Source organism: Bradyrhizobium sp. IC4059 (assembly GCF_020193615.1).
Taxonomy (GTDB): Bacteria; Pseudomonadota; Alphaproteobacteria; order Rhizobiales; family Xanthobacteraceae; genus Bradyrhizobium; species Bradyrhizobium yuanmingense.
In genome coordinates, this window is record NZ_JADYVH010000017.1 from 31,659 (window position 1) to 47,806 (window position 16,148).

Annotated in this window: 14 protein-coding genes; 7 read left to right on the forward strand and 7 right to left on the reverse strand. The window is 65.3% G+C overall.

Annotated features, from left to right (window positions below):
* Positions 1 to 4: 4 nt before the first annotated feature.
* Positions 5 to 1,015, reverse strand: a complete 1,011-nt coding sequence (locus tag I6F12_RS34110; RefSeq protein WP_225158263.1) for a hypothetical protein — start codon at positions 1,013 to 1,015, stop codon at positions 5 to 7.
* 150 nt (positions 1,016 to 1,165) lie between these two features.
* Between I6F12_RS34110 and I6F12_RS34115 the strand changes: the two genes are divergently transcribed.
* From I6F12_RS34115 to I6F12_RS34125, 3 genes are all read left to right on the forward strand, one after another.
* The gene (locus I6F12_RS34115) at positions 1,166 to 1,780 is read left to right on the forward strand and encodes a TetR/AcrR family transcriptional regulator (RefSeq protein WP_225112431.1); all 615 of its coding nucleotides are present in this window, start codon (positions 1,166 to 1,168) and stop codon (positions 1,778 to 1,780) included.
* Positions 1,781 to 1,852: 72 nt separating this feature from the next.
* Positions 1,853 to 2,713 carry an EamA family transporter gene (locus tag I6F12_RS34120; protein ID WP_225128121.1) on the forward strand — a complete coding sequence of 287 codons (861 nt, stop codon included), beginning with the start codon at positions 1,853 to 1,855 and terminating at the stop codon, positions 2,711 to 2,713.
* A 171-nt stretch (positions 2,714 to 2,884) separates the two neighbouring features.
* Positions 2,885 to 4,846, forward strand: a complete 1,962-nt coding sequence (locus tag I6F12_RS34125) for an EAL domain-containing protein (RefSeq protein WP_225158264.1) — start codon at positions 2,885 to 2,887, stop codon at positions 4,844 to 4,846.
* A gap of 232 nt (positions 4,847 to 5,078) precedes the next feature.
* On the opposite strand, the gene I6F12_RS34130 is transcribed toward I6F12_RS34125, so the two are convergent.
* The 4 genes from I6F12_RS34130 to pgm all read right to left on the reverse strand — a co-directional run bounded on the left by I6F12_RS34130 (position 5,079) and on the right by pgm (position 9,718).
* On the reverse strand, positions 5,079 to 6,059 hold the full coding sequence (locus tag I6F12_RS34130) for a PDR/VanB family oxidoreductase (protein WP_225138973.1): 981 nt from the start codon (positions 6,057 to 6,059) through the stop codon (positions 5,079 to 5,081).
* Positions 6,060 to 6,070: 11 nt separating this feature from the next.
* Positions 6,071 to 6,823, reverse strand: coding sequence for a GntR family transcriptional regulator (locus tag I6F12_RS34135; protein WP_225138974.1), 753 nt, complete (start codon positions 6,821 to 6,823; stop codon positions 6,071 to 6,073).
* A 3-nt stretch (positions 6,824 to 6,826) separates the two neighbouring features.
* Positions 6,827 to 7,876, reverse strand: coding sequence for an aromatic ring-hydroxylating dioxygenase subunit alpha (locus tag I6F12_RS34140; protein ID WP_109145038.1), 1,050 nt, complete (start codon positions 7,874 to 7,876; stop codon positions 6,827 to 6,829).
* 195 nt (positions 7,877 to 8,071) lie between these two features.
* On the reverse strand, positions 8,072 to 9,718 hold the full coding sequence (gene pgm / locus I6F12_RS34145; protein WP_225158265.1) for a phosphoglucomutase (alpha-D-glucose-1,6-bisphosphate-dependent): 1,647 nt from the start codon (positions 9,716 to 9,718) through the stop codon (positions 8,072 to 8,074).
* Positions 9,719 to 9,882: 164 nt separating this feature from the next.
* Here pgm and I6F12_RS34150 point away from each other — a divergent pair, with 164 nt between their 5' ends.
* Together I6F12_RS34150 and I6F12_RS34155 are read left to right on the forward strand one after the other, a co-directional pair.
* Complete coding sequence (locus I6F12_RS34150; RefSeq protein ID WP_225158266.1) at positions 9,883 to 11,019, forward strand: CocE/NonD family hydrolase; 1,137 nt, start codon at positions 9,883 to 9,885, stop codon at positions 11,017 to 11,019.
* 52 nt (positions 11,020 to 11,071) lie between these two features.
* On the forward strand, positions 11,072 to 11,842 hold the full coding sequence (locus I6F12_RS34155) for a transglycosylase SLT domain-containing protein (protein ID WP_074448115.1): 771 nt from the start codon (positions 11,072 to 11,074) through the stop codon (positions 11,840 to 11,842).
* A gap of 68 nt (positions 11,843 to 11,910) precedes the next feature.
* On the opposite strand, the gene I6F12_RS34160 is transcribed toward I6F12_RS34155, so the two are convergent.
* Positions 11,911 to 12,714, reverse strand: coding sequence for a response regulator transcription factor (locus I6F12_RS34160; RefSeq protein ID WP_225158267.1), 804 nt, complete (start codon positions 12,712 to 12,714; stop codon positions 11,911 to 11,913).
* A 361-nt stretch (positions 12,715 to 13,075) separates the two neighbouring features.
* Here I6F12_RS34160 and I6F12_RS34165 point away from each other — a divergent pair, with 361 nt between their 5' ends.
* On the forward strand, positions 13,076 to 13,807 hold the full coding sequence (locus I6F12_RS34165; RefSeq protein ID WP_249787135.1) for an MBL fold metallo-hydrolase: 732 nt from the start codon (positions 13,076 to 13,078) through the stop codon (positions 13,805 to 13,807).
* 125 nt (positions 13,808 to 13,932) lie between these two features.
* On the opposite strand, the gene I6F12_RS34170 is transcribed toward I6F12_RS34165, so the two are convergent.
* The gene (locus I6F12_RS34170) at positions 13,933 to 14,820 is read right to left on the reverse strand and encodes an aldose 1-epimerase family protein (protein WP_225158269.1); all 888 of its coding nucleotides are present in this window, start codon (positions 14,818 to 14,820) and stop codon (positions 13,933 to 13,935) included.
* Between the two features lie 181 nt (positions 14,821 to 15,001).
* On the opposite strand from I6F12_RS34170, the gene I6F12_RS34175 reads away from it, so the two are divergent.
* The gene (locus tag I6F12_RS34175) at positions 15,002 to 16,105 is read left to right on the forward strand and encodes a glycosyltransferase family 1 protein (RefSeq protein ID WP_225158302.1); all 1,104 of its coding nucleotides are present in this window, start codon (positions 15,002 to 15,004) and stop codon (positions 16,103 to 16,105) included.
* Positions 16,106 to 16,148: the final 43 nt, after the last annotated feature.

Here is a 16,148-nt window from a genome sequence, read left to right on the forward strand (position 1 = left end):
TCCCCTATCGGTACAGCACGACCACGGCCAGGCCGACGAGAGGCGTAAGAAACTGAACGGCCTGCCACCGAGAGCCATCGATCGACCACCGTCCATAGAAGACGGTGCCCCCGCGTTGGGATGGCGACGCCGGTTGATCCCCAAATGCCTTCCACCGCGCCTCGGCAGGCCCGAGAAAATCTTCCGGCTTGACCGCCATGTCGGCGCTGCTCAGCACCACCTGCATCATCTCGCCTTTCGGCTGGAACATGGCCTCGGCCCCCGGTGGCGAGAAGAAGCTGCGCTTCGCGGCGATATGCTGCTCGTAGAAATCCTGACCGACCGTGACGGCCGCAGCGTATGGACTGACATACGGCACCCCCGAGATGCCGGGAACGACGAGATGGCCCACCCCGCGCACCTCCTGCCAGGGAATGAAGAGACCCTTGAGCCATGGCCTGTGGAAGTGGATGCCCGCGGCAGACAGGGAGACGACCGCCCGATCCGAATAGAAGTGCCGGTAAGCTGAAAACGCGATCCATCCCAAACCCAGATAGAGCATCATCCAGCCGAAAACATTCAGCGACGGGTTCACGAGATGGCTCCAATAGAGACTGCGCATGGTGCCGACATAGCTGGAGCGGCCGCTTGGCCCGCCGACCAACACGCTGATCACACCGATCACGCCGGAGACGATGATCAGGACAAGGACACCGATCAACAATTCAAGCAGCAAGGGCAGGCCGGACCGTCCGATCAGGCGCGTCAGGGCATAGCCTGCAAATGCCAGCCCCAGCAGAGCCAAATAGACAAGGGCCAAAACGGCTCCATTCTGGCCGCGGCTCTCGGCGTGCAGCGCGATCGCAAGGCCGGCGACGCAGGTCCACATGGCCCAGGGGACCCGGTCCATCCGCCATTTGTCCATCGTGTATTCGACAATTGCCGACACGTCGGCTGAAGGCTCGCTCATGGACAGGCCCTCGGAATTTCGAACGCATCCGGTGCCGACGCGGCGCACGGTGGCCTGCCGGTCCACGAAACGTATCACGCGATCGAGGGGGCGTCTCGATCCGCTGACGAGAAGAAAACATCAGCGCAGATTCCGGTGTTGAGGTCCGGATAGGAGGCTGATGATCCCCCGGAGCTTGGGCTTGTCATTTAATGACTGATCGGTCTATATATCGGCATGAGACAAAATACTGCAACGCCGATGCCCCGTGGCCGGCCGCGAAGTTTCGACGTGGACGCCGCCGTCGAACGCGCGATGGATGTGTTCTGGTCGCGCGGCTATCACGCCACGGCGCTGCCCGATCTCCTGCGCGCGACCAGGCTGTCGCGGGGCAGCCTCTACGCCGCTTTCGGTGACAAGCATTCGCTGTTCTTGCGGGCGCTCGATCGTTACATCGCAGATGCCTTGGCGCGGATGGATGTCGAATTCGACCCCCGAAACGATCCGGTCGAGGGTCTGCAGGCCTACCTCGCCGGTTACGTCGAGCGCACCAGCGGGAGCAACGGTCGGCGTGGATGCCTCCTGGTGGCCACGGCCATGGAATTGGCTGGCGGGGATGCCGACGTCGGTCGACGAGTTGCGGGCTTCTTCAAGGCGATGGAGGCCAAAGTGACCGATGCACTGTCCCGCGCGAAAGCGGCGGGCAGGTTGGCCGATGGTGTTGAGCCCGCAACGGCCGCCCGGGTTCTCGTCTGTTTCGTTGAAGGGCTGCGCGTGGTCGGCAAGACGGCACCGGCACGGACCACATCGCAAGCGGCCGTCGACGCTCTCATCGGTCGTTTCGTCAGGTAAGCAACCCCGTGACGCCTCCGCTGATGGCGCGCCCATATTTGGACTGATCGGTCTTAAAAAAGGACATCCGCCATGTCTGCCATCCAGATCGTCTGCGCGATCGCCGTTCCCCTGATCTGGGGTTATCAGTTCGTGGCCATCAAAGTGGGCGTTGCGGAGTTTCCACCGCTCTTCTTCCTCGCACTGCGCTTTCTGGCCATTGCGCTGCTGCTTGTTCCGTTCGTGGACAGGCCCACGCGTCAACAGCTCGGCCCTGTCGCAGCCATTTCGCTTTTCCTGGGCGGACTGAATTTCGGGCTCTTCTACGTTGGCCTCGGGCTCGGCTCGGGAAGCACGTCGGCCCTCGCATACCAACTCGCCACGCCCTTCACGGTTCTGCTCGCATGGCTGCTGCTCGCGGAGAGACCGTCACTCGCCACCTGCGCCGGAGTGATGCTTGCTTTCGTCGGCGTGACCGTGTTGGCAGCGGAGCCTGACCAGTCCGCCAACCCGCTTCCGCTGCTGCTTGTAGTCGGAGCAGCTTTCGCCTTCGCGGTGTCCAACGTCTTGACGAAGCGTTATGGCCCCTTCGATCCCTTGATGTTGATGGGGTGGTCCTCGCTGCTCACGGTACCGCAGGTCATGTTGATGTCGCTGCTCCTTGAACATGGACAAGCGGCGAGCCTTGTGACGGCGGGCGAACTTGGCTGGCTGGCGCTCGCCTACACGATCTTCGCCGGGGGAATTGTCGGGTTTGGCCTCTGGTTCTGGCTGATCGCCCGTTGCTCGATGGTGCGCGTCGCGCCCTTCGGTCTGCTACTTCCGGTGTTTGCCTTGCTTTCGAGCGTACTGTTTCTCGGCGACCGGCTTACGCCCAAGCTGATCGTCGGCGGACTGCTCGCGATCTCCGGGGTCGCCATCACCCAGCTGAGACCGCGCCCCCGCCCCGTTTGATGTCCGGCCTGTCGGGCATTTGTATCGATTTGTTATCGATACTGCGTGAAGAGCACGCAGTAGTGGTCGCGGCCGGCGCGGCAAGCGGGGATAATTCATAGTTCGTCAAAGGTTTACGGCGAATTCTCCGGATCGAGCCGAAAAGAACGGCCCGTGCTGCTAGGCTATTGAATGCGGACTCAAACGACCAGCTATGTCGCACGGCTGTTCGCCGGCGATCTGTCGGCCTTTGGCGGTCCCGCAACGGACGAGGCCGTGGCCGGGCATATCCGCGCCGAGCAGATGTCGCTGGTGCTCGGCTATTCGGTCGGCATCATGCTGGCCAATGCCTGCAACGCCATCGTGCTCGCCATCGCGCTGTGGCAGTCGCCGGACAGGATGCCCGCCCTGATCTGGGCGGCGGCTGTCGCCGCCGCCGCGATCGGATTTGGCCTGCAATCCCACGTCGCGCGCCGCATCACCAAGCCGCAATTCGTCTCGCGTCGCGCGATGTACCGGCTGGTGCGCAACGCCTTCATCCTCGGCGCCGCCTGGGGCATCGTCCCGGTCGCCTTCTTCGCCGACGCTTCCAGCGGCGGCCAGCTCGTCATTACCTGCCTGTGCGCGGGCATGCTGGCCGGCGGCGCGCTCGCCTTCGCCACCATTCCGATCGCGGCGATCGCCTTCACGGCGCCGATCTTCCTCGGCATCGCCATCTGCCTCGGCCAGAACGGCGATCTCGCCTTTCTCCTCATCGCCTTTCTCGTCGTGGTCTACGGCAGCGTCCTTTTGCGCGGCGTGTTCGTCAATTCGTTCTCGTTCGCCCGGCGCATGATGCGGCAGATCGAGGCCGAGCGCACGGTGCGGCTCGATCCCCTGACCCACCTGCCCAACCGCGTCGCCTTCAACGAAACGCTCGATGCCGCGCTCAAGCGGCTGGCGCTATCGGGCGAGGAATTCGCGGTGCTCCTGCTCGATCTCGACCGCTTCAAGGAGGTCAACGACCAGTTCGGCCATCCCGCCGGCGACGAATTCCTGGTCCAGGTCGCCAGCCGCCTGCAACGCTGCACGCGCGCCGCCGAGCACGTCGCGCGGATCGGCGGCGACGAGTTCGCGCTGGTGATGGCCAATCTGACACGGCCCGAGGATGCGCTCGAGATCGCCGAACGCTTCGTCGCGGCCTTCAGCGAGCCGTTCCAGATCGAGGGTCGCCAGATCGTCGGCGCGACGAGCGTCGGCATCGTGCTGGCGCCACGCGACGGCAACACACCGCTCGACCTCATGAAGAATGCCGACGCCGCGCTCTACCGCGCCAAGAAGGCGGGGCCGGGCACGGTCTGCTTCTTCGAACAGGCCGACGACAGGTCCTCCCGCGAGCGCAAGGCGCTGCAAGCGGACCTCGCAGGCGCGATTGCGCGCAACGAGCTGTTCCTGGTGTTCCAGCCGTTCCTCGATCTCGGCACCAACCGGATCACCGGCTTCGAGGCGCTATTGCGCTGGCAGCATCCTTCGCGGGGGCTGGTGCCGCCGAGTGAATTCATACCAGTCGCCGAGGAGACTGGGCTGATCCACGAGATCGGCGAATGGGTCATCCGCCGCGCCTGCGCGACGCTGGCGGACTGGCCCGAAGACATCAGGGTTGCCGTGAATTTCTCGGCCGCGCAATTTCACAACACGGCCATCCTCCAGACCATCGTGCAGGCGCTCGCCGACGCCAGGATCGCCCCGCAACGGCTCGAGATCGAGATCACGGAATCGATGCTGCTGGCGAAGTACGGTTCGGCCGCGACGGTCCTGAACGCACTGCTGGAGCTCGGCGTCACCCTCGCGCTCGACGATTTCGGCACCGGCTTCTCCTCGCTGACTTACCTGCGCAAGCTGCCGTTCAGCCGCATCAAGATCGACCAGTCCTTCATCCGCGACATGCTGGTGCAGCCGGACTGCGCGGCCATCGTGAAATCGGTGATCTCGCTTGCGCGCGATTTGCGGATCGGCGTCGTGGCGGAGGGGGTCGAGTCCGCCGACCAGCTCGAATATCTCAGGCAGATCAGTTGCGACGAGGTGCAGGGCTATCTGATCAGCCGGCCGGTGGCCGCGGACGGGGTGATGGCGCTGCTGGAGACGAAGAAGTACCGGGCGATTTACGCGGCGTAGGGCTCTACCGATTGGTCCTTCGTAGCCCGGATGGAGCGGAGCGCAATCCGGGACGAGTGTGCGCCGGAGCAACACCGCCCCGGATTTCGCTCCGCTCCATCCGGGCTACAGGGATTCCCCCAGAGGAGAGAACCCTCACCCGCGCCTTCGGCGCGACCTCTCCCGCAAGCGGGAGAGGTGGAGCCCGCGGCGCCGTCTACTTGCTCCTAGGAGAGTCCCGCTCCGGCCTCCTTCAAACCGCATCCGCGCGCAGCAACGTATCCACCGTGATCGTGCCGCGGGCGCGGGAGACGCAGGTGCAGATCTTGTGGTTGCTCTTCTTCTCGTGGTCGCTGAAGAAGACGTCGCGATGGTCGATCTCGCCGTCGACATTGACCACGTCGATGGCACAGAGGCCGCATTCGCCGCGCTTGCAATCGGATATCACCTCAAAGCCGCTGGCATTGAGCACGTCGAGCATCGAGCGCTCGCGCGGGATCTCGAGCTCGACACCGGAGTCTTTCAGGCGCACCCTGAACGTTTCGGTGGGCAGCGTGCCGCTGGAGCCGAACGTCTCGTAGCGAAGATCGGGGAGCGGATGGCCGGCGCCGATCCAGGCATGGCGTGCGGCGTCGAGCATGCGCATCGGGCCGCAGAACAGCGCTAGCGTGCCTTGCGGCAATGAGGCGAACAGCGCGTCCATATCGAGCCGGCTGCCTTCCTCGCTGGCATGAACGACGAGGCGATCGCCAAGCATCGCGGCGAGATCGTCGAGATAGGCGGCCTCGCGGCGCGAGCGTACGGCATAATGCAGCGTGACATCCGCCCCGCGCCGCGCCAGCGCCTGCGCGGCGCCGAGGATCGGGGTGATGCCGATGCCGCCGGCAATCAGGCAATAATTCTCGCGAGTCCAGTCCACCGCGAGCAGCGAGGCGGGCTGGGTGATGTCGAGCCGCGCGCCCGGCTGCAAGGACCACATGTAGCGGGAGCCGCCACGGGAATCCTCCGCGCGGCGCACAGCAATTCGGAGGCCGTGCGACGAGGCCTCGCCAACCAGCGAATAGGACCGCGTCTCCGGCAGGCCGTCGATGGTGACGCTGACATTGATGTGGCTGCCGACCGGATAGGCCGCGGCCTCGAACTGATCCGGCTTGATCAGGAATTCGCGGACGTTCGGGGTGAGATCGCGGGTGGCGACGAGCGTTGCCGGGGTCCAGGTCTCGATGAAGCGCATGGTGACTGCCCTCAATCGGTTGCGGTCTTGATCAGCGCGAGCGCCGGCAAGAGGTCGAGATGGGTGCGGTTGCGCAGCGCGAGCCGCAGGTTTCGCACCGCCAGCCGGGCATGCTCGCGCATGACGGCCTCGGCGCGCGCGCCTTCGCGGTTCTCGATGGCGTCGATCACGACGCGATGGTGCTCCTGGGCGATGATCAGGATCTGCTGCGCCTCCGGCAACGCCGATTGCGCCATCACGAAGCCGCTCGGCGAGGCAAACGGCAGCGCCGAGGCGCGGTCGATCTGCCGGATCAGCGGCGGGCTGCGCGACAGCTCCGTGAGCTGGGCGTGGAAGCGCGCATTCAGCGCGACGTAGGCCGAGAAAGCATCGACCGAGATCGGGACCTGCCGCAGCAGCTCGTCGATCGCAGCAAGGCACTCCTTCAGCGGCTCGAGCTCGCGCGCAGAGACGCCGCGCTCGGCGGCAAAGCGCGCCGCCAGGCCTTCCAGCGTGCCGCGCAGCTCGATGGAATCGGAGATGTCGCGCTCGGAAAACGCCTTCACCATGAAGCCGCCGGAGGGGATCGCCTCCAACAGCCCCTCCTCCTCCAGCCGCACCAGCGCCATGCGCACCGGCGTGCGCGAGGCGCCTGTGGTCTCCACCGCCTGCAGCTCGGAGATGCGCTCGCCCGGCCGCAAGGCGCCCGACAGGATCTGGTCGCGCAGCGCGAGCTGCGCCTTCACGGTCTGCGAGATGGAGCGGTCGACCTCACGCTCGGCCATGTTCTACTCCGCGGCCTGAAGGTGCTTTGGGGCGTTTTCCTTCGCCACCATCCGATCGATCAGCTTGCGCGACCACATCGCGCCGGCGTCGATGTTGAGGTTGTAGAAGATGCGATCGGGGTTTTCGTCCATCGCGCGCTGCTGCGCTTCGAGGATCAGCTCGTCCTCGCGGAAGATGCCGGAGACGCCCTCGCGGATCTCGGTGGTGAGGCGCTGCTCACTGATCCGATAATTGCGGACGAAGGACCAGAAGTAATGACAGGTCTTCTCGGTCTCCGGCGTGATGGTGTTGAGCACGAAGCCGTTGACGCCCTGCGAGCGGTCGCCTTCCGGCGCACCGGTGCCCGTCGGCGCGACGCCGACGTCGATCGCGATGGTGCACGGCGCCTCGAAGCGGATGATCTGCCAGCGGTCGACGAGGCCGGGCTTGCCGAGCTGCTTGGCCCAGAACGGCGGCGGCTCGATGCCCCGCATCCAGCGCGTCACCGTCACCGTCTTCTCGCCATGGGTGACGTCGAACGGCGCCTCGGCGACGGCATCATTGCCGATGGAGGAGCCGTGCACGAAGGTCTCGTGGGTGAGATCCATGAGATTGTCGAGCACGAGGCGGTAGTCGCAATTGACGTGGATGGTCTTGCCGTCGCCGGCCCAGGCCGGGTCGTGATTCCAGTGCATGTCGGGGACGAGCGCGGGATCGGCGAGTGCGGGATCGCCCATCCAGAGCCAGACGTAGCGGTGACGCTCGACCACGGGATAGGCGCGCACGCAGGCGGAGGGGTTGATGGTCTCCTGCGAGGGCATGAAGGTGCAGCGCCCCTGCGCGTTGTATTTGAGGCCATGATAGCCGCAGACGACAGTGTCGCCTTCAAGCCGGCCCTTGGACAGCGGCACCAGGCGATGCCAGCAGGCGTCCTCCAGCGCGGTCACCGCGCCGTCGGCCTTGCGATACATCACGACATGCTTGCCGCAGATGGTCCGCGGCAGCAGCGCAGCCTTGACGTCGGCGTCCCACGCCGCGGCGTACCAGGCGTTCATGGGGAAGGGTTTTGTCATGTCTCACTCCCACGGCTTATGAATACGTTATGTATACAATAACTGAGGGATGGAATTGTTCAAGATGGAATAAGCTCTACCTTAATACCTTTATCATCGTGATTGTATACATAACGGGGGAATGACCGCGTCCGACTCCGGCTCCGCTTACCCTCCCCTGGGGAGGGTAAGACAGCGGCGACCTCTCGGAACAACTTACGCCGCGAACACCTTGGCTAGGCCCGCCTGGGCTTCCTCCTGGATCCGTTTCAGGTGCTCGGGGCTGCGGAAGCTTTCGGCGTAGATCTTGTAGACGTCCTCGGTGCCGGACGGCCGCGCGGCGAACCAGCCGAAATCGGTTTCGACCTTGATGCCGCCGAAGGGCTGGCCGTTGCCGGGCGCCTTGCTCAGCGTCGCACGAACCGGATCGCCAGCGAGGTCCTTGAGGCCGAGCTGCTCTGGCGTGAGGGACTTCAGGATGTTCTTCTGCGGCCCGGTGGCGGCAACGTCGATGCGCGCGTAATGCGGCATGCCGAATTCGGCGGTGAGATCATTGAAGATCTGGCTGGGATCGCGGCCGGTCTTGGCCATGATCTCGGCAGCGAGCAGGCCGAGGATGACGCCGTCCTTGTCGGTGGTCCACACCGCGCCGTCTCGGCGCAGGAACGAGGCCCCTGCACTCTCCTCGCCGCCGAAGCCGAAGCCGCCGGTGACGAGGCCGTCGACGAACCATTTGAAGCCGACCGGCGTCTCCACCAGCTTGCGGCCGAGCTTCTTGGCGACGCGGTCGATGATCGAGCTCGACACCACGGTCTTGCCGATCGCGGCATCCCTGCCCCAATCAGGTCGGTGCGCGAACAGGTAGGAGATCGCGGTCGCCAGGTAATGGTTCGGATTCATCAACCCGCCGGTGCGCGTGACGATGCCGTGGCGGTCGGCGTCGGTGTCGTTGGCAAAGGCGACGTCGAAGCGGTCGCGCATGCCGATCAGGCTCGCCATCGCGTAGGGCGAGGAGCAGTCCATGCGGATCTTGCCGTCCCAGTCCACCGTCATGAAACGGAAGGTCGGATCGATCGCCTCGTTCACGACCGTGGCATTGAGGCCATAGCGCTCGATGATCGGATGCCAGTAATGCACGGCGGCGCCGCCGAGCGGATCGATGCCGATCTTGACGCCGGCGGATTTGACGAGGTCCAGATCGACGACATTGCCGAGATCGGCGACGTAAGGCGTGACGAAGTCGTAGGCGTGGACATTCGCGGCCTTGCGCGCCCTCGAATAGTCGATGCGCTTCACGTCCTCGAGCTCGCCGGCGAGATAGGCGTTGGCGCACTTCTCGACGGCAGCGGTCACGTCCGTATCGGCCGGGCCGCCATGAGGCGGATTGTACTTGTAGCCGCCGTCCTCGGGGGGATTGTGTGACGGCGTGATGACGACGCCGTCAGCAAGACCAGAGGTGCGGCCCTTGTTATAGGTGAGGATCGCATGCGAGATGACGGGCGTCGGCGTGTAGCCGCCATCCTTGTCGATCATGACCTCGACGCCGTTGGCTGCGAACACCTCGATGGCGCTGACCAACGCCGGCTCGGCCAGCGCATGGGTATCGATGCCGATGAAGAGCGGGCCGGTCAGGCCCTTCTCCTTGCGGTAATCACAAATCGCCTGCGTGGTCGCGAGGATGTGGCCTTCGTTGAAGGTGTTCTTGAACGAGGTGCCGCGATGGCCCGACGTGCCGAACGCCACGCGCTGTGCCGGATCGGACGCATCCGGCTTGCCGGCGAAATAGGCCGTCACCAGCCGCGGAATATTGGTGAGCGCGTCCGGCGAGGCCTGCTTGCCCGCCGCGGGATGAACATCAGCCACTGGAATACCCTCGTCCTGTCGTGAGTGCGGGACACCATAGCATCGGCCAAGCCCCCGCCAAGGGCACAACACGCGCGACGGGGAAGGCGTTCCTTGGAGGCGCTGCAGTCCCCATGAGCAGCCTTCGTGCTATGCTCGGCAGCACCGCCCTTTCGAATCGTCTCATGATCCCTTCGCGCAAGCTGCTCGTGCTGATCGCCGGCCTCGCCCTGGCCGGTGCACCGGCGCGCGCCGCGGAGTTCTACACCGAGGACCTGCGCATCCCGATGGCGGAGGCCGGACCGCAGGGGCTGGAGGCCTTTCTGGTCCGACCAGTCGGGACCAAGCGCTATCCGCTGGCGCTGCTCAGCCACGGCTCGCCGCGCAAGTTCGAGGACCGCGCGACCATGTCGGCGCACAAATATTATGGCATCGCGCTGGAATACGCCCGGCGCGGCTTTGCGGCGCTGGTGGTGATGCGGCGCGGCTACGGCACCTCGCCGGGCGGGCGCGTCGACAGCGTCGGCGGTTGCGCAAAGGCCGCGTACCTGCCGGCGGCCGCCGTCGCGGTTGCCGATCTGCGCGCCGCGATCGATGCGATGGCGCACCGGGGCGACGTGACGACATCGGGCATGATCGCGGCCGGCCATTCCGCAGGCGGCCTTGCAACGGTGGCGCTGAGCGCACAGGCGCCGGCGGGCCTCGTCGCCGCAATCAATTTTGCCGGCGGCCGCGGCTCGCGCAACGACGACGATGTCTGCAATCCGGATGGGCTGGTGCAGGCCTTCGCCACCTTCGGCAAGACCTCGCACGTGCCCATGCTGTGGGTCTATGCGAGCAACGATTCCTATTTCGGTCCCGACCTCGCGCGCCGGCTCCATGACGGGTTTCGCGCGGGCGGCGGCAATGCGAGCTTCGTCGCGGCACCGGCTTACGGCGACGACGGGCATTATCTCTATTCGGTCGCGGGCCGGCCGCAATGGACACCGTATCTCGACGCCTTCCTGCGCGAGCGCGGGCTCGGCCATGACCTCCTGAGCCTGCCCGATCCGCTGCCACCGCCACGCCAGCTGAACGAGGCCGCGCGGGCCGAGTTCGCGCGCTACCTCGCCAGCCTGCTGCCGCACAAGGCCTTTGCGGTGTCGCCGAACGGCGGTTACGGCTGGCGCGCCGGACGGGCGACGACCGAGGAGGCCCGGCGCGACTCGCTGGCAGCCTGCATGAAATGGTCGCCCAGCTGCACGCTCTATGCGGTCGATGACCAGCTGGAGGAGCCGTCGCAGGCCAGATCCACCGACCAGAGCGCCCGCGCGCGACCGTGACGCACACACGCCTGAGGCCGGTTTGTTAACTCCGGCGCTCTATGACAAGCCCATGCTGCGGGATTGGGCACGCTTCATTCTCGGCGCGACGTGGAGGCACGTCGCGGTCGTCCTGCTCGTGTCGGCTCCGATCGGCGCACATGCGGCTGACGGCAGCAGCGAGCTCGGCGCCGGCGAAACGCCGTCGTCGCGGACCACGATCCGGAAGATCATCGAGAGGGAAACCAAGAGCACCAATCTGCCGGCCGATATCGCCGAGGCGGTCGTCTTCGTCGAAAGCGGCTACAACCCGGCGGTCATCGGCAGCGCGGGCGAAATCGGCCTGATGCAGGTGCGCCCCGAGACCGCGGCGATGCTGGGCTTCCGCGGCAGCAGCGCGGAGCTGGCCGAACCCGACGTCAACATCCATTACGGGGTGCTCTATCTCAGCCAAGCCTGGCGGCTTTCGGGCGGGGACCTCTGCCGCGCGCTGATGAAATACCGGGCGGGTCATGGCGAAGTGGAGATGAGCGCGCGGTCGCAGGTCTATTGCAACCGGGCCCGCAACCGGCTTGTCGCGATGAGCGCGATGCCGGGAGAGCGCGAAGCTGCGGCTGCTCCGGATCCGGCGTCCACGGTTGCAGCTGCCGTTGCGGTTGCGGCTGCGGCGCCCGTGAAACCGGCGAGCCGCCCGAAGATGCCGGTGCAGCCGAAGGCGGTCTATGCCCGCTATCGTCAAGGCACCGCGGCCGCCAGCCGCGCCTATTGGGCGGCCCATGAGGCCAGGGTCAGCCGGATCAAGGCGCGCATCGAAGCACGTTGGAAGCGCGTCGCATCGCGCTGACGGCGATGTTGCTATTGTCTGAGCATGATCTTGCCGGAAAACCGCTGCACGCTTTTCCGGATCTTGCGCTACAGCCGCTCGCTGAGCGCGAGCTTGTAGCCGACGCCGGTGACGGTCGCGATCACGGGCGTGCCGCTGCCGACGAGCTTGCGGCGCAGCCGCGCCACCAGCGCATCGACGGTGCGGATGTCGACTTCGGCCTGGCGGTTGCTGACCACCTCGATCAGATAGTCGCGGCTGAGCGGCCTGCCGTCGGCGCCGACGAGCGCCGCCAGCAGGTCGAATTCGGCGCGCGTCAGCGCCACCGGCTTGCCGTCGTTGCCGAGCAATTCGCGCCGGGTCAGGTCGATGATCCAGTCGCCGAACGCGATCGAATTGTGGTTGCGCGCCGCCTTGCGGTCGATCGAGCGACGCCGCAGCACGCTGCGCGCACGCGCGAGCAGATCGCGCAGGTTGATCGGCTTGGTGACGTAATGGTCGCCGGCGACCTCGAGGCCGAGGATGCGGTCGACGTCGGTGTCGCGCCGCGTCACGAAGATGATGCCCGCGTTGCTGGTGGCCTGGATCTCCTTGGCGAGCTCGAAGCCGTCCCCGTCAGGCAGTTGCACGTCGAGGAAGACGAGATCGGTGCGCGCGCGCAGCGCCTGACGGCACTCCGTGCAGGTGCCGGCGCCGACCACGTCGAAATTGTTGTCGCTGAAATAGTCGACCAGCATGGTCCGCATCACCGGATCGTCCTCGACGACGATCAGCCGCTCGCGGCCGGGCGGACGAGCGGAAGCTACCGCCGTCCTGGCGGTCCCATGTGCCTGCGTCCCGACCTGCAGATTCAAGTCGCCGCGCAACGCGCCGTCATGTGAACGGGCATTCACAGCCTGTTCGAGCCCCCGAAATTGCCTGCCGCGATACTAGGCGCGTTGTGATGCGCAAACAATATTGGTCATGCTCTTGGCACATTAAGTATGAATTGGCCCACAATTCTCATTCGGCGCACCGTCGCGCCGACAGTCTCTCGATTCGGACAATCAGATCGTACTTCGAGCGGCCGCCTGCGGCTTGCTCCCCTGTGAGCTTCGCATCTACTGTACCTCCAAAAGCCTGCACTCGGAGGTGGCGCATGGAGGTCATACTGCTCGGCACCGGCGGCCCGCGCCCGGACCCGCGCCGCATGGCGACGACCACGCTGATCAGGCTTGGCGAGGAGAACATCCTGTTCGACGCCGTCGTGGCGTCATGGTGCAGCTTCACAAGGCGGGCGTGCCGCTCGGCGCCATCAACACGGTCTTCCTCACCCATCACCATTTCGACCACATCGGCGATCTCTACGATGTGATGTTGAATTCGTGGATGCACGGGCGCAAGGACGAGTTGCGCGTCTACGGCCCGCCGGACACCGAACGCCTCGTCAACACGCTCGTCACGCAGGTCTACGACAAGGACATCGCCTGGCGCGACCAGGGCGAGCCGAGCTTCGGCGGCTGGAAGCCTGTCGCCGCAACGGACATCATTCCAGGCCCCGTGCTCGACACCGGTCGCTCGAAGATCAGTGCCGAACTGGTCTCGCATGGCGACGGCCTCGACATGTCGCCGGCCTTTCTGGCGCGCTGGATGTGTCTCGGCTATCGCTTCGAAGCGGAAGGCAAGGTCATTGCTATTTCCGGCGACACCGTCCCCTGCCCCGGGCTCGAGCGGCTGGCCGAGGGAGCCGACCTGCTGGTGCAGTGCTGCTTCCTCGCCACGCCGGAGATCAACAACGAGCATTTGCGCCGGCTCGCGAAATACACGATCGCCTGCGGCGACACCGTCGGGAAGATCGCGGCCAGAGCCGGCGTCAAGAAGCTCGCGCTGACCCATCACCGTCCGCGCACCGACGATGCCATGCTGAACGCATTGCTTGATGACGTCAGGCGGGACTATGCAGGACCGGTCGTGCTCGGCGAGGATCTCACGCGCATCGAGGTCTAAAGCCCGATGCGATTAGGATGAATCGTCATCGCGCTTTAGGTTGTTGTTTGAGCATGATCTTTTCGGAAAACCGCTTCACACTTTTCCGGATCATGCTCTAGGCATCATCGATCAGCTCGCCGGCCTCAGGACGATCCGACCTCGATGCGGAACGACAATTGCTCTTCCGCGCCGGCTGCGATGTGCATCAGCCCCGGCTTGTCGGTAAACTCGCCTTGAAAGCCGGCGGGACTTGCGTAGCCGCGCCAGGGCTCGATGCAGAGGAACGGCGCGCCTGACGGTTTCGACCAGACGCCGAGCTCGCGAAATCCGCGCCAGGACATTTTCAGCCATGGCCCGGTCGATGCACCGCCCGCCGCGGCATAGCGGACCGAAGTGCTCTCGATGCGGTCGAAGATGATGGCGTCGTCGACGAACAGGGAGTCCGACAAGGGAAGCGAGGTGCCTTTGACCGGGCTCGGCTCCGCTGCCGGCCGCAGCAATCCACCTTCGAGACGGCGGACCGGAGCCGGTTCGGCGCTCGCGAAAGTCAGGGCATGGCTCTCCTTCGCCGCGCCGAGCTGCAGCGGCCAATTGAAGGCGGGATGACCGCCGAGCGAGGCCGGCAACGTCTCCTTGCCGGTGTTGGCGATCGTGAGCGTCAGATCGAGGCCGGACTCATCGATCGCATAGGCCGCCGTCAGCCGGAACGGGAACGGATAGAGCGCGCGCGTCGTCTCATTATCATCGAGCACCAGGGTGCAGCGGCTCTCGCCGCGTTCTGCCCACACGAAGCGGCTGTCGCGGGCGAAGCCGTGCTGCGTCATCCGATACGTCCTGCCCTGATGCCGCAATTCGTCGTTGGCAAGGCGCCCGACGATCGGAAACAGCAGCGGCGCGTGACGCGGCCATTCCGGCCCCGCCTGCCAAAGGAATTCGGTGCCGCCGCCCTTCAGCGAGCAGAGCTCGGCGCCGTGCGCCTTGACGGTCGCGGTGAGCGAGCCGCAGCGGAAGGAGTGGGTATCATCGGTCATGGCCGACCTCTACACCCCGGCCTGGCACGCAGCAAGGCGACGCCGGGCCATGCAGGCGGCGCCTCCAAGCCATGCCGGGCTGCGTCATATTTCTGTACCTAACGATTGCTCACGTGCGGCTCCTCCACCGCGAGCTCCCCGCGAACCCGGCCGGAACTCCATGAACCATCGTGGTAGTCAATTGAAATTCTTCATTAACGGCCGCTTTCTGTCGCAAAAGCTCACGGGCGTGCAGCGTTATGCCGCTGAAATGGTCAAGGCGATCGACGTGCTGCTCGCGTCGGAGCAGATTCCGACCTCGCTGCGCAACGCAGACTGGCAATTGTTGAAGCCCGCGGATGCAAGCGAGGAACTTGATCTCGACCGGATCAAGATTCGCGCTGTCGGCCGGCTGCATGGGCACGCGTGGGATCAAATCGATCTCGCCCGGGCTGCCGCCGGAGGCCGCTTGATCAGCCTGGCCAATTCCGGGCCCGTCTTCCATCGCGACCATATCGTCGTGATTCACGACGCCCAGGTCTTTCGCAGGCCCGACTTCTTCAACTGGCGCTATCTGACCGTCCATCGCACGATGGGGCGGATGCTCGCGCGGCACGCAAGCATTGCAACGGTGTCGGGTTTTTCCCGCAAGGAGCTTGCGGACGTGCTGAATCTCTCGGCATCGCGCATTCCCGTCTTCCCCAACAGCGCCGAGCACTTTGCAGCCACGCAGCCCGATCCCGGCATCCTGGCCCGACTTGGCGTTCAGCCGCAGAAGTTCTTCCTCTTCGTGGGCTCGAAAACCAAGAACAAGAACCTGTCCGTCGCGATCCGCGCCATCCAGCTGCTCGACCGGGCCGACGTTCCCCTGGTCATCGTCGGCGGCGACAACAGCAAGGTCTTTCAGGATAATTCGGGCGAAGGGGCTTCCGGCCTGGTGCTGGCCGGCCGTCTGACCGACAGCGAGATTGCCGCGCTCTATGCGCACGCATCGGCCTTCGTGTTTCCCTCGCTCTACGAGGGGTTCGGCGTGCCGCCGCTCGAAGCCATGATCTTCGGCTGCCCGGTCATCGCCTCGAGGGCCGACGCCGTCGTGGAGACGTGCGGCGACGCGGCTGCGTATTTTGACGCCACGGATTTCGAGGCGCTGAAGCAGCTCATGCTCGAAAGACTGGCAATCGGCGCGATCTCTGACCAGGAACGCCGGCGGCAACAGGATCGCCTTGCATTCTATTCGTGGAAGAAATCGGCGAAGGCGTTGCTCGATCACCTCGCAGCGCCGGCGAACGTCGCCAGCGCTGCGTGAAACGCGGCACGGTTCGCCTATCGCGCGCAACGGTTTTTGCACA